The sequence below is a fragment of the Melioribacter sulfuriphilus genome, assembly GCF_052656625.1.
In genome coordinates this window covers 388,152-403,108 of the sequence record NZ_JBQXXK010000001.1, presented here as the reverse complement: position 1 = coordinate 403,108, position 14,957 = coordinate 388,152, and the positions used below count along the sequence as shown (strand labels likewise).

Annotated in this window: 11 protein-coding genes; 4 read left to right on the top strand and 7 right to left on the bottom strand. The window is 36.3% G+C overall.

Features of this window, described 5'->3' with window-relative positions:
- Positions 1-15: 15 nt before the first annotated feature.
- Entirely contained in the window at positions 16-675 is a 660-nt protein-coding gene (locus tag ACUN8G_RS01830) for a M48 family metallopeptidase (protein ID WP_437347094.1), read from the bottom strand.
- A complete protein-coding gene (gene malQ / locus ACUN8G_RS01825) occupies positions 668-2,176 on the bottom strand; it encodes a 4-alpha-glucanotransferase (protein ID WP_437347093.1) in 1,509 nt (502 codons plus the stop codon). The genes ACUN8G_RS01830 and malQ overlap by 8 nt, the downstream gene beginning before the upstream one ends.
- A 456-nt stretch (positions 2,177-2,632) precedes the next feature.
- On the opposite strand from malQ, the gene ACUN8G_RS01820 reads away from it, so the two are divergent.
- From ACUN8G_RS01820 to typA, 3 genes are all read left to right on the top strand, one after another.
- Positions 2,633-3,997, top strand: coding sequence for an alpha-amylase family glycosyl hydrolase (locus tag ACUN8G_RS01820; RefSeq protein ID WP_437347092.1), 1,365 nt, complete (start codon positions 2,633-2,635; stop codon positions 3,995-3,997).
- A gap of 12 nt (positions 3,998-4,009) precedes the next feature.
- Positions 4,010-5,515, top strand: a complete 1,506-nt coding sequence (locus ACUN8G_RS01815) for an MFS transporter (RefSeq protein WP_437347091.1) — start codon at positions 4,010-4,012, stop codon at positions 5,513-5,515.
- Positions 5,516-5,834: 319 nt separating this feature from the next.
- On the top strand, positions 5,835-7,643 hold the full coding sequence (typA, locus tag ACUN8G_RS01810) for a translational GTPase TypA (RefSeq protein ID WP_437347090.1): 1,809 nt from the start codon (positions 5,835-5,837) through the stop codon (positions 7,641-7,643).
- A gap of 57 nt (positions 7,644-7,700) precedes the next feature.
- Here the strand turns inward: typA and ACUN8G_RS01805 are convergent, their stop codons facing one another.
- From ACUN8G_RS01805 to ACUN8G_RS01785, 5 genes are all read right to left on the bottom strand, one after another.
- Complete coding sequence (locus ACUN8G_RS01805) at positions 7,701-8,696, bottom strand: Gfo/Idh/MocA family protein (protein ID WP_437347089.1); 996 nt, start codon at positions 8,694-8,696, stop codon at positions 7,701-7,703.
- A 195-nt stretch (positions 8,697-8,891) separates the two neighbouring features.
- Positions 8,892-11,000, bottom strand: coding sequence for a HAMP domain-containing methyl-accepting chemotaxis protein (locus tag ACUN8G_RS01800; RefSeq protein WP_437347088.1), 2,109 nt, complete (start codon positions 10,998-11,000; stop codon positions 8,892-8,894).
- Positions 11,001-11,013: 13 nt separating this feature from the next.
- The gene (locus tag ACUN8G_RS01795; RefSeq protein WP_437347087.1) at positions 11,014-11,409 is read right to left on the bottom strand and encodes an energy transducer TonB; all 396 of its coding nucleotides are present in this window, start codon (positions 11,407-11,409) and stop codon (positions 11,014-11,016) included.
- A gap of 23 nt (positions 11,410-11,432) precedes the next feature.
- The gene (locus ACUN8G_RS01790; protein ID WP_437347086.1) at positions 11,433-11,840 is read right to left on the bottom strand and encodes a bacteriohemerythrin; all 408 of its coding nucleotides are present in this window, start codon (positions 11,838-11,840) and stop codon (positions 11,433-11,435) included.
- Positions 11,841-11,897: 57 nt separating this feature from the next.
- Positions 11,898-12,386: a chemotaxis protein CheW gene (locus ACUN8G_RS01785; protein ID WP_437347085.1), complete on the bottom strand. Its 489-nt coding sequence runs from the start codon at positions 12,384-12,386 to the stop codon at positions 11,898-11,900.
- A 206-nt stretch (positions 12,387-12,592) separates the two neighbouring features.
- Here ACUN8G_RS01785 and ACUN8G_RS01780 point away from each other — a divergent pair, with 206 nt between their 5' ends.
- Positions 12,593-14,950, top strand: a complete 2,358-nt coding sequence (locus ACUN8G_RS01780) for a PAS domain S-box protein (RefSeq protein WP_437347084.1) — start codon at positions 12,593-12,595, stop codon at positions 14,948-14,950.
- Positions 14,951-14,957 lie beyond the last annotated feature (7 nt).

Sequence of the window (14,957 nt, the reverse complement as noted above, 5' to 3'; positions counted from 1 at the left end):
TCCTTTTGTTTTAATTTACAAATCGAGCATATTACCATTCTTTTTAAGCCAGTTTCTTCTTGCATAATAATCAGGCATCAATTCAGCAACTTTATCCCAGAAGACTTTTGAATGATTTTTTATTCTTAAATGCACTAGCTCATGGACGACTACATAATCAATTATATCTACCGGCGCCATAATCAATCTCCACGAAAAATTCAGATTCCCATTATAACTGCACGAGCCCCATCTCTTTTTTGCACTTGTAATTCTAATCGACTTAAATTGATAACCAAATTTCGACGCATAATAGAACACCCGCTCTCTAATAATTTCCTTTGCCTTATCTCGATACAGGTTTTGAATTAATTTTTCAGCAATATGTTTCTTTTTAGGATTAATGTAAAGGTTATCACTTAAAATTATATTCTTAGTTATGTCGCTGTATATTAACGTATAATTATTACCTAAAAAAAGGAATTGCTCACCCTCTGAAAATTCTTTTTTCATAACAAATTGATTCTTTAGCAGCTCCTTTTTTTTTATAATCCAGTTACTATGATTTAATATAATTCTGTCGAGTTCTAACTGTGTAATATTTTTTGGAGCTCTAACAATCAATTTGCCACCGGGTAAAATCTGAAGCAAAACTGTTTTTCGGTTAGTCTTGTGGAGTTTATCTATTTTAATCATGATTCTCTTTATTTGGATTTCTTTCATAAAGATCGATCAGATATCTGTAATGTTTGCTCAAACCCTCTGAGAGCTGATCCCAACTAAATCTCCAGGTCCAGTTCCCATCTGGTTTACTTGGGAAATTCATTCTTGCCGAACTGTCGAGATTAAGAATATCCTGCATCGGAATTATAACGATATTACCCACAGATGAATAAGCCAGTTTAATCAGAGCGTGGCACATATCATCGCCGTAATAATTCATGTAGTCCTGTGCATGATAAAAAACGTCGGAATTTTTTTCTTTTTCTTTTTCAAAAAATCCGCGTGTTGTATCGTTGTCATGCGATCCAGTATAAACCACACAGTTATTAATAAAATTGTGAGGAAGAAATCTTTTTTCGCCTTCTTTTCCAAAAGCGAATTGAAGAATTTTCATCCCGGGGAAATCGAATTTATCTCTAAGTTCTTCAACTTCTTTGGTAATTACTCCAAGATCTTCAGCCAATACTGGTAGTGAACCAAATTCTTTTTTAAAAGTAGAGAACAATTTTTCGCCTGGTGCTTTTACCCATTCGCCTGTTTCTGCTGTTGGTGCATCGCCGGGAATTTTATAATATGCTTCGAATCCTCTGAAATGATCGATGCGCACAATATCAACGAGATTAAGGATTGCTTTGAAACGGTCAATCCACCACCTGAAATTATCTTTTTCAATTACGTCCCAACGATATAAAGGATTGCCCCATAATTGTCCCGTTGCACTGAAATAATCTGGCGGAACTCCAGCCACGAATTCCAGTTTTCCCTTCTCATCAATTGTAAAGTATTTTTTATTAGCCCACAAATCTGCACTGTCGTATGCGATGTATATCGGTACATCTCCAATAATTTTTATACCCTTTGAGTTGGCATATTCTCTTAGTTTTTTCCATTGACTGAAAAATTTAAACTGGACGAACTTATGAAACTTAATTTCTTCCTTCAATTTATTTGTCCATTTTTCGATAGCGCCTTTTTTTCTGAATGCAATCTCTTCTTCCCACATACTCCAGACAATTCCGCCATGATAATTCTTGCATGCCATAAAAAGTGCAAAATCATCTAACCAATCTTTATTGGTTTCGCAAAATTCTTCGAACCCGTCTTTGCCCGTATCATTATAATTCGTAAACGCACGTCTCAGCATTTCATACTTCGAACCGATTATTTTTCCAAAATCGATATAATGTTTTTCGTTTGTTATAATTTTCAATAAATCATCGTCGCTTAAAAGTCCTTCTTCTTTCAAAATGTCAGGACTTATTAATAACGGATTGCCAGCAAATGCAGAAAAACACTGGTAAGGTGAATTACCATATCCGGTGGGACCAAGCGGCAGTACCTGCCAGAGTGTATTTCCAGTTTCAACAAGAAAGTCAATAAATTTATAAGCCTCTTTCCCGAGGTCTCCTATGCCGTAATTACCAGGCAATGATGTCGGGTGCAGTAAAATACCGGCTGAACGTTTAAATGTCATACAAATTTCCTCTCAATTTTTTTAGTGATAAAACTACACAATTTTATAATCACTCAAAAATTTTTATTAACCAGCTCTGCAATTACTTATTTACGACTTAGAGAATTAATACAAAAAAATTTTATTGAAAGATGAAAATGTTTCTTTTCGCTCTTTTATTTTATTCAACAATAAATAACCACCATTCCAATTCTGTTCCTTTTAATATAGGTCTTCTTCAATTTATTCTGTTCATTTTAATCGTATCATATAGCGGTAGTTAATTTCAAATCCTCTACAAATCTTTTGTTAACTATTGTTATGAAATTCTCTAATCTTTTGAAGAAAATAAGCTTTCAGTATTTATTAATTTATGGCTTACGCGGATCTTTTACTCTCTCTCTGTGTGACGGATCTAAGTAATTTTGAACTCAATCAAAATTACATTACATTTTCAGAAAAAAAAGGAAGGTTTATATGAAATTCTTAAAAGGGAGGAAAATTCTAATCATTAAATTTATTTTAATCTCTTTTATAATACTTAACGCACAGCAAAAAGAGCCGATCATCCCGAAATTTACTCCGCCTGATTGGACAAAGAATGTTGTTATGTACGAAGTAAATGTAAGGCAATACACACCCGAGGGAACTTTCAAAGCGTTTGAAAATCATTTACCCCGCTTAAAAAAAATGGGAATCGATATTTTGTGGTTTATGCCGATTCATCCCATTGGAGAGAAGAACAGAAAAGGAAGTCTTGGCAGTTATTACTCAATTAAAGATTATAAAGCAATTAATCCTGAATTCGGCACTGAAGAAGATTTTAAACATCTTGTCAATAAAGCTCACGAAATGGGATTCTACGTAATGCTTGACTGGGTGGCAAATCATACAGCGTGGGATAACGTGTGGGTGGAATCACATCCGGAATTTTTTAGTAAAAATGAAAAAGGCGAATTTTATCCACCAGTGCCAGACTGGCAAGACGTAATTGACCTCGATTATTCTAACAGAGAATTATGGAAATATATGATAGACGCCATGAAATATTGGGTAACTGAATTTGACGTCGATGGATTTCGATGCGACTATGCTAATGGTGTGCCTCTCGAATTCTGGGAAGAAGCCAGAAAAGAATTAGAAAAAGTAAAACCTCTTTTCATGCTTGCCGAAGCTGCCGAGCCTGAAATGCACATTGTTTTTGATATGAGTTACAATTGGCAATTAAAAGATATTATGAACAAAATTGCTAAAGGCGAATTGAATGCAACCGCACTGTCCAATCATATATTGACCGAAAAAAAAGAATATCCAGGAGAAGGTTACAGACTCAACTTCACTACAAATCACGACGAGAATTCATGGAGTGGAACTGTATTTGAAAGGTTAGGCGAAAGCGCCGAAATGTTCTCTGTTCTAATCGCTACAATTCATGGCATGCCCCTCATCTATAGCGGTCAAGAAGCGGGACTAAATAAGCGCCTCCGCTTTTTCGAGAAAGATACAATCGACTGGTCGAACATTATCTATGAAAATTTATTTACTAAATTGTCTGAGCTCAAAGAAAAGAACAAGGCTATATGGAGCGGATTTTACGGCGGCGAAGTTGTACTAATCGAAAACAGCAATCCAGAAAATATATTTTCCTTTTATCGTGAAAAGGACAGCCATCGTTTGATTGCATTTTTTAACACTTCACCAAAGGAACAAAAATTCTCGTTTAATTCTGAAAAGCTTGTCGGTTCTTACAAAAATTATTTTACTTCAGGCAAAATTAAACTAAATACTGAAAACACATTAACTCTCAAACCGTGGGAATATCTCATTCTTGTTAATAAATAAAACAGGTAACATATGGAAAAACCCCGTTTAAGTTTCTGGCAAATATGGAACATGAGTTTTGGATTTTTTGGAATCCAGTTCGGTTTTGCCCTGCAAAACGCAAACGTAAGTAGAATATTCGAAACATTAGGCGCTAACATAGATGACATTCCCATCCTCTGGATTGCCGCACCTGTAACAGGATTGATTGTACAGCCAATAATCGGACATATGAGTGATCGAACGTGGAACAGACTCGGTAGAAGAAAACCCTACTTTTTAACCGGAGCAATCTTAGCCTCGCTTGCCTTAGTTGTTATACCTAACTCTCCTGCGCTCTGGGTTGCAGCTGGTATGTTGTGGATTATGGATGCTTCGATCAACATTTCGATGGAACCTTTTAGAGCTTTTGTCGGCGATATGCTCCCTTCATCTCAGCGTACTCTGGGTTTTTCAATGCAAAGCTTTTTCATTGGAACTGGAGCAGTAATAGCATCTGCTTTGCCTTATTTAATGACAAATTGGTTTGGAATCAGTAATGTTGCACCAGCAGGTAAAATTCCAGACAGCGTAAAATTTGCTTTTTATATCGGCGCCGTCGTCTTTTTCCTTTCTGTGCTCTGGACGGTTACTACATCAAAAGAATATTCACCGGAAGAACTCGAAAAATTTGCAGAAAATACTAAATCAAAAGCAACTGGCAATTTTGAAGAGCAATTTGTAGAAAGCAAAAAATTAATTAGAAACGGAATTATCTGGTTATTAGCCGGACTGTTTTTGTATCTTATTTTTTATTATAAAATTTATATCGATTATGGAGTGGGACTTTTCTTACTTGGTGCTGCTGCATTCGGATTGCTCCAGTTAGTTGCTGGATTGTTAATCAAAAGCAACAAGAAAAAGAACGGATTCGTAGTTATCATTAACGACCTTTACAATATGCCGAAAACGATGGTGCAATTGGCTTATGTTCAATTTTTTTCCTGGTTTGCTCTTTTTTCAATGTGGATTTATACGACACCTGCAGTAACGCATCACATTTATGGCGCCACCGATACTGCCTCCATCTTATATAACGAAGGTGCCAATTGGGTTGGAGTTCTGATGTCTGTTTACAATGGATTTGCTGCATTAATGGCATTTGTGTTAATTGTAATGGCAAAAAAGACAAGCCGGAAAAAAGTTCATGCAATAAGCCTTGTTTTCGGTGGCATCGGTTTAATCTCTTTCTATTTTATAAAGGATCCAAAATTACTACTCATTTCAGAATTAGGAATTGGACTTGCATGGGCTTCAATACTTGCCATGCCATATGCAATCCTGACTGGTTCACTCCCACAAAATAAGATGGGAGTTTATATGGGCATCTTCAATTTTTTCATCGTCATTCCACAAATAACTGCAGCGGCAATTTTAGGTTTTTTTGTAAGAACAATCTTTGCAGGCGAAGCTATTTATGCACTCGTGCTGGGAGGCATTTCAATGTTTCTTGCTGCTCTCCTGGTTAATTTTGTACAGGATAAAGACAATATAACATAATCGTTAAACATACTATCTCGATTTTCAGTAATAATTGCTTCCATGCTAATGTTGATTGAAAACTGATAATCTCGCAAAGCAAGTTATTAAATTTTATATATGAAGTCGTTTCACAATTTCAAAAAGTTTTCCCACTATTTGTCTTTTCTAATTTTTGCGGCTTTAGTTATTATGAAACCCACTGAGATATTCAAGCACAAATGGTTCTTTGTCCTGTGTGACTTTAATGGTTTATAATATTTTCCTCTCGGATTATACTCACACTTATAATAGAAAAAATCATTAAATTTGTAGCTTACTTTTTGAATACTGAGGTAATATGAATAATATACGTAACATTGCAATAATTGCACATGTGGATCATGGTAAAACTACATTAGTAGATCAAATACTAAAACAATGTAATATCTTCAGGCAAAATCAGGTCGTACGGGAAAGATTCCTTGATTCGAATGACCTCGAACGTGAAAGAGGAATTACAATTTTAGCAAAGCATATAAGCATTCCTTATAAGGATTATAAAATTAATATTATCGACACACCTGGACACGCGGATTTTGGAGGTGAAGTTGAACGAGTTTTAAAGATGGCCGACGGCGTTCTCCTTCTTGTAGATTCCTTCGAAGGTCCTATGCCACAAACACGTTTTGTGCTTGAAAAAGCCCTGAACCTGAACCTATCTCCAATTGTAGTCATCAATAAAATAGACAGACCAGACAACAGACCCGCAGAGGTTTTAAACGAAGTTTACGATTTATTTATCGACCTTGGAGCAGACGAATCTCAACTTGAATTTCCAGTCTTTTATGCCAGCGGTCGAGAGGGTTGGGCAGTCTCTGATTTATCTCACAAAAAAGTTGACATTACACCATTGCTCGAATCGATAATTAAAGACATTCCTCCTCCGCCAAATAATCCAGGTTCAACTCAAATTCAAATTACAACACTCGATTACAGCGATTATATTGGAAGAATTGGCATAGGTAGAGTATTTAGAGGTACTCTGGAAAAATCTCAAAGTTTATCAATAATAAAACGCGATGGTAAAATTCACCCGGTATCAATTAAACAAATTTTTGTTTTTGACGGTTTGAATCGATTGGAAGTCGATTCAGTTGAATGCGGTGATATCTGTGCAATTGTAGGAATTGAGGATATCGATATTGGAGATACAGTTGCAGATTCAAACGACCCGGAACCACTTCCTCTGATTACGATTGATGAACCGACAATCAGCATGACTTTTACAGTTAACAACTCGCCTTTTTATGGCAAGGAGGGAAAGTTTGTAACTTCACGCCAGCTCAGGGATAGACTTTTTAAAGAACTTGAACCTAACGTTGCTCTCAGAGTTGAAGAGACAAGTACCCCCGATTCATTCAAGGTCTCGGGCAGGGGAATTTTGCACTTATCGATATTGATTGAGAACATGAGACGCGAAGGATTCGAATTACAAATACGCGAACCAAAAGTAATCTATAAAGAAATTAACGGCAAGAAAGCCGAACCGATCGAAATACTGGTAGTTGACGTTCCCGAAGAATATTCGGGTAAGGTTATCGAACTCGTCGGTAAACGACGAGGCGAATTGGTTAAGATGGAAAACAAAGGCTCGGTTCAGAATCTTATCTTCCATATTCCCTCGCGAGGATTAATGGGTTTGAGGACAAAATTACTTACTGTAACATCTGGCGAAGGAATAATGCATCATCGTTTCTATCAGTACGAATATTTTAAAGGTTCAATTGAAAGAAACAGAAACGGCGCAATTATATCGATGGATGACGGCCCTGTCACTGCATACGCTCTCGATTCATTGAAAGACCGGGGCAAATTTTTTGTCGAACCCGGAGATTTAGTTTATCGCGGACAGGTTATTGGCGAACACAATAAAGACAATGATATTGAAGTCAATATTCAACGCGGTAAAAAATTGACGAACATGCGCGCTTCGGGCTCAGACAAGGCTATAAAAATTCCACCTCCAATTAAATTTACACTCGAGGAAGCGCTCGAATATATCAACGAAGACGAAATGGTTGAAGTTACACCTAAATCAATTCGGCTACGTAAGCTCTTCCTGGACCCGAACGAACGTAAACGTTACAATCTTAACAAAGCCGTTTAATAGATAACGAGCGTATGTTACAATCTTAATAACTATTTCGTTTCATACGCTCATTAATTAAAATATTTTTACTAATTTATTTTTTTTAGCCGACTCGAACGCTCTTTGAAGAGTTACCATATCTTTGTAACCTTCTTCAAAAGGACTGAGGTTCTTTACATTTTTAGTAATAATCTTATAAAAATGCAGGAATTCGTTCTCAAATCCTCCGTCTGTCATTAAATCAATTTTTTGTTCTTTCTTGCCCTCTCCTTTAATAATAATCTGGTTATTGTTCCTAACCATCAAAGAACCTTTTGTGCCAAAAATTATCAATTCGTTGCTATAAAATCCTCTTACAGAAAAAAAGATATTAAGCACACCGTGTATTGATTCATTAAAACTAAAGAGAAAAGAGAATGTATCTTCCGTGCCAATTTCTGGATTGATCGTTTTCATTGATGCAAAGCCGAATTTGATATCGCCGAAAAGCATTCGAAGTGCAGCTATATTATGTACTCCGCCGTCGTATACAAATCCACCAGGATATTTATTCTTCTGACGCCACAAAGTTTGAGCATATTTATTTTTCAAAGTAAGATTGTTAAATACATTCCACACAACCGAATAGACATCGCCAATTACTTTTTTATTCAATAATTTTTTTATTTCAAGGTAGAGGGAGTCGAAGCGATAATTTTCCGCAAGGAAGCAAACTCTGTTCGTCTTTTTTTGCAGAGCAATCAATTTCTTTCCTTCTTCGGGCCTGGCTGCCAGTGGTTTTTCGAGAAATAGATGCTTGCCCCACTTTATTGCTTCCGCAGCAAATTTATAATTCAATTCGATTGGAACAGCAATAACAACCGCATCGATTTCGGGATTTTTAAATATTTCCCTGCAATCTGTAGTATATGGGATACCGCCTATGAGTAGCGAATATTCTTTTGCCTTCTTTTCTGTTCTGTTACACGCAGCTACAATTTCAAATTTATCTTTATGCTTTTGTATTGCAGGTAAATGCAGCTCCCTGGCCGCTATACCGCAACCGATAATTCCAAGCCGAACTTTTTTCATCTTAAATTTCCTTTTATTAGTGAAATATATTCTGCATGGTATAAAAATAAAAATCCTTGAAAAATGCAATTTGTCTCAGATATTTTCTCATCATCAAGTTTTGTTGGAATAAAACAAATGATTGGGAGCAGTGAATTATTAATAAAAAAGGCTGCCCTTTTGGGACAGCCCTTATTTATTTTATGGAAAGATAAGTCAATTTGTAAGGAGCTTATCTTCTTTGCGTGATATTTGTTTTGTTTTGCCGTCCCCATTGCCGTGGGGCTTAAATTCACCTTTCGTTTCAAAATTGAATTTTGCTATCAGTTCGCGCAGATTATTCGTCATTCTGTTGAGTTCATCTGCGGCGCTTGCAATTTGTTGAATTCCAGCTGCACTTTCGCTTGTTACTTTGCTAATTGTTTCGACGTTGTGATTAATCTGCTCGCTTGTAGCACTTTGTTCTTCGCTTGCAGCTGCCACTTGATTAACAACATCGAGCACAGCGTCGGATGCCTGTATAATTTCTTCAAGAGATTTACCTGCTTTTTGAGCTAATTCTTTGCCTGTTTCTACTTCGTCTTTTCCTTCACTCATTGAAACAACTACATTCTCAGTTACTTCCTGAATACGTTTAATCATATCCGAGATTTCTTTTGTAGCCTTAGTGGTTCTTTCTGCAAGTTTTCTTACTTCGTCGGCAACAACTGCAAAGCCTCTTCCCTGCTCGCCTGCCCTTGCAGCTTCGATTGCTGCATTCAAAGCAAGCAAATTAGTTTGATTTGCAATATCGTCGATTACCTGTACAATTTCACCGATCTGTTCGCTGTTTTTACCGAGGTTCTGTATTTTGCCCGCAGCGTTAACAACGAAATCTGCAATTTTATTCATACCTTCGACTGTTTTATTAACCACCTGGCCACCTTCACGAGCTACCTGACCAGCTTTTCTTGAAGCTTCAGAAGCAAGCGTAGCGTTTTTAGATGTGCTCATAATTGTTCTTGTCATTTCTTCAACCTGAAGAACGACTTCGTTTGCCTGAGCTGTTTGTTCCTGAGCACCTGCTGCCATCTGTTCAGTCGACGAGGATATTTGTTCGCTTATCGAAGCTGTTAAATTCACCATCTCGGCAATATTACTCAAAATATCTGTCAGAGACTCGCCAAGAGAATTTATGCTATTTACAATTAACTTATGGTCACCTTTGAAATCGCCTCTGACACGGGCATTGAAATTGCCTTTGGCCATTTCGGCAAGAACATCCACACTAACTTTGATTGGTGTAAATAATGCATCGAGCGTAGCATTGACTCCGGCTACGATTTCTTTATAAGCTCCGTCGAATTTCTCTGGATTGCCTCGCTTGGTAACTTTTCCTTCAATAATTTCGTCAGTGATTGATTTAAATTCATCGATTAAATTTCTTAAGTTACCAATCATCTTGAGCATGCTATCGGAAAGCTCGTCTTCTTCAGAAAGGACTTTAATTTCAATATCCAGATTACCTTTTGAAATTTCCGTTGCTGCTTTAATTTGTTCATGCTGCGAGTGTCTCAATTGTTCCAGCATATTTGCAAGTTCACCAAACTCATCTTTAGTTGCCACTTCAACTTTATCTTTAAAGTTACCGATCGAAAATTTACTAACAACAGATTTCATGTATTGTACTGGTTGCATCAAAGATTTAACCATGTAGAAGAATACGAAGAAGAAAAATAACGTACCAAGAACAACTCCGATAAAAATAACCACACGGGAGGAAGTAATTGCGTCGGAAAGACTTGAATTCAGCACTTCACCTTTGTTGTTCAGATTATCCTTTAGATTTTTAAAGTTACTCAACATTTTTTTGCCAATTTCTTCGCCGGATGTAGTAGCAACAACCGCAGCGAGTTCATAATCTTTTATTGCGGCTGCACTTATCGTGCCGTCGATTACAAGACTTTTATAATCGTTCCAGCTTTGATTTATGTTAGTCAGATCGGCTTCTATACTCGTGACAGCGTATTTTTGTTTGAGGCTTGCGAGTGCAGAATCAATTACTTCTTTCGACTTTGAAAGCGATGCAAGATTACTGTTGAGTTCGGGTTCGAAGCTCGGGATGGAAAACTTTAGTAGTGTGTTTTTCAATCCTTCGAACTCCCGGTAAATTTTATCAACTTCGTTTGAAGGCGCAATGTAATCGGCATATATCTGATCTTTATAATTATTTATCTTGAACATTTGATAAAGGTCGTTACCGATTACTCCAGTACAGATAGCGCCAAGAATAATATACGAAACACGAAGTTTTGTTTTGAACTTTAGATTCTTAATTGAAATCATGGCTCTTTCTCGTCTAATTTAATTTAAATACAAATGACATAGTAAGTTTAACTTTGACGGGTTGACCACCTTTCATACCCGGTTTGAATTTACTCGACTTGAGTACTCGTTCAACTTCTTCGCTGCATCCGCCTCCAACACCTTTAATTATTTTTACATCGTCAACATTACCATTTTCATTTATATATGCCATTGCAATAACTCTTCCTTCCTGTCCTGTTTTTTTTGCCATATCAGGATATTGAATTTTTTTCATTAAATTAGCCAATCCTTCAACCGGTTCCGGCATTACTTCGGCGATTGGCAAATAATCTTCGTCACCGGGCATTAATAAGTTATAAGACGCAGGAATATCGATTTTCATTAACAGCAGCATCAAAAGTAACATATACAGGTTTCTTACTTTCATTTCATTACTCCATTATATTTTTATTAATAAATCCCTTTTTCATTCAAAAAATTCGAATATGCTTGATCCGAGCCTTTAATGTGCTTTGTTAACCAGTTTGTCAGAAAATTCATAACATCGAGCGACAGGCCAGTGCGATGGTTCTGAAAATCTTCGTAGAATTTTCCGACTGTTTTTACGAATTCGTCGTGCTCTTTTTTATGCAATACTTTATTAGGATAATTAAATTTTTCAAATAAATCTTCTTCCGATTGGAAATGTGTTTTTGTATAGCCAATTAAATCGAAAATAATCTTTCCTAACACTTCATTCGATTTTCCCATTTTCATTCCATCATGAAGCGTATTGATCATTTCAACAAGTCGCTTATGTTGGTTGTCGAGCATTCTAACTTTGACACTGTAAGTGTCGTTCCAATTAATTAGAGACATTTTTGCTCCTTCTATATTATATTATCGGATGATTTAGGATTTTTTTAAATAACACTATTATTTATTCATATTATTCAGTTGAATTTTTTCCTGAGTAGATAGAATTTTTTCGATGTCAATAAGAATCAATAATCTGTCGTCGAGTTTACCTACTGCTTTTATAAATTCTGCATTTACACCCGCTACAATATCCGGCGGTGGTTCGGTAATTCCGACAGGAATTCTAAGTACTTCGGTCACAGCATCAACTATGAATCCAACAGTTTTCCCAGCCACTTCCACTACTATTATTCGCGTGTTTTTATCATGTTCTTTTCTTGGCATTCCAAGCTTTGCTCTAAGGTCAATTACTGGAATAATTCTGCCTCTCAGGTTAACTACACCATCGACGAAGTCGGGTGAATTTGGAACTTTTGTTATTTCCATCATCCGAATAATTTCTTGTACCAGAAGAATATCCACTCCATATTCCTCGTCGCCAATTAGAAAACTTACAAGCTGAAGTATTTCAGAATTCTCCACTTTTTGTATAGTTTGTGCGGTCATTTTTTCCCCATTTTTAATCCACCTACATACTATTATCGAAAATGTACCCAAATAGTTAAGCTTTGTTATCCCTTTTTAAAGAAACATTTTTCTTTTATATGGATTTTTTTTGAAAAAATTTGAATATTGCTTCAGAGTTCTTCAATAAGAAATAAATAAGGTATAATTAATTAAAATATGCTTTTAAGCAGACGGGTGTGATTCAGATGAAAAGAGAGAAAGGAAAACAGGCCAATGAATTGCACAAGAATTTTGAATCACTTAAACGCAAGTATAACCGTTTAACTAAAAATTACGAAAAACTCCTATCGGAAAAAGAAAATTACAAACTTCTGATAGAAAACCAGACGGACCTAGTTGTTAAAGTAGATAGAGAAGGAAAGTTTTTATTTGTCAGTCCTTCCTATTGCGAATTGTTCGGCAAAAAAGAAAAAGAATTGATAGGGAAAAAATTCATTCCTTTAGTCCATCGAGACGATCGTAAATCTACCGAAGAAGCTATGAAAGCGTTATACGTTCCTCCACATTCGTGCTATCTTGAGCAACGTGCAAAAACTAAACGTGGTTGGAGATGGCTTGCATGGTCAGACAAAGCTATTCTCGACAAAAACAAACAGGTTGTAGCTATTGTTGGAGTTGGTAGAGATATTACCGAGAAAAAAATATTAGAAGAAAAAATTAAAGAAGACGAACGGCAATTACGACTTTTTTACGATAACATGTTCATTGGTGTCTACAGAACTACACCCGACGGTAAGATCTTATTCGTTAATCCTGCGTTGCTCAATATGCTTAAATACAATTCCTTCGAAGAACTCGCAAATCGCAACTTAGAAGACGAGGGTTTCGAACCAGGCTACGATAGAACCACATTTAAAGCTATAATGGAAAAAGAAGGACAAATTATTGGATTCGTATCGAAATGGAAGTGTAAGGATAATACGTACATCTGGGTCCGCGAAAGTGCGAAAGCAATATACGACAAAAACGGAAAAATTATTTATTACGACGGTACAGTAGAAAACATTACCAAATGGAAAGAAGCTGAAGAAGAACTCGAAAAAGAACGAAACTTGTTACGCACACTGATCGATTCGATCCCTGACCAGATATTTGTTAAAGACAAAGAAGGCAGATTTCTGCTCAATAACAAATCGCACTTAAAATCGCTCAATCTGAATAACCAGCTCCAGGCCATCGGTAAAAAAGAAGCCGATTTATCAACTGCGTATGATAGCGCTTCTGACAATATCGACGAGATTACTTCTTCTGGTATACCCTTGCTCAATAAAGAAGAAATCTATATCACTGCCGAAAATAAAATGGGACGGGCTTTAACATCTAAAGTACCACTAAAAAGTAAAAATGGGAAAATAATTGGTGTAATTGGCATAAGAAGAGATATCACGCAGTTGAAAGAATACGAACAGGAGTTGCAAGAGAACGAAGAGAAATTTAGAACCGTTATTGAACAACTCTACGACGGAATTATTTTAGTTAACGAAAAAGGTGAAATAATTGAATGGAATAACGCAATGACGAATTTCACCGGCTTGAAAAAAGATGAAGTAATAAATAAGAATTACAAGGATATTGCCACAGCCCTCCTTCCTGATACCGAACAACGCCCCCCTTTTCTTAATATAACAGATATTCCCCTGCCCGACATTATAAAGAGTTACGGGCATATCTATTTCCATAAACCGTTCGAATTTTCTCTGCGCCAGTCTAACGGTAACGAGTCAATATTTCAAATAATTTTAACGCCTCTCAGGACTAAATATGGTAATAGCATATGCGCCATCGTTAGAGATATTACACAGTCAAAGAAGTATAGTAAAACCCTTGAAATTTACCTCGAAGAACTCGAGAAGAAAAACGAGGAATTGGAAAAGTTTACATACACTGTATCTCACGATTTACGAAGCCCAGTAATAACAATAAAAAGCTTTGTAGGCTTAGTACTTGAGGATTTAAAATCAGGCAGGACAGATAAAATTTTGCCCGATCTGCAAAAAATATCCAATGCTGTTGATTCAATGTCTCAAATGCTGGACGGCTTGCTTAGATTATCGAGAATATCCCGCCTTCAAAACACTATTTCAAAAATATCGATGAATGAAGTAATTGGTGAAGTAGTGAACTCCCTTCAAGGGATTCTACCCCCAGATACGAAAATCAACATTAATCCTTCATTGCCATCGATCGAAGGTGACCGATTTAAAATAAAAGAAGTGTGGCAAAACTTAATTGAAAATGCAATTAAGCATTCAAAAAGAGAGAAAAATTTAATAATCAATATCGATTATACGCAGGACGACAAGTACGTCACATACATCATTCATGATAACGGGGTGGGAATACCGGAAGGAAAATTAAAAACAATTTTCGATCTTTTTGAAAAGGGAAAACCAAAAGAACCAGGCACAGGTATTGGCTTATCAATCGTAAAAAAAATTGTTGAATCACATAAAGGTTCCATTTGGGCTGAATGCAATGGAGCCGGTAAAGGAACAAGCTTTTTTGTTAAACTGCCCTCAAGTAGTAATCCAAAATTATCGTGAATAACTC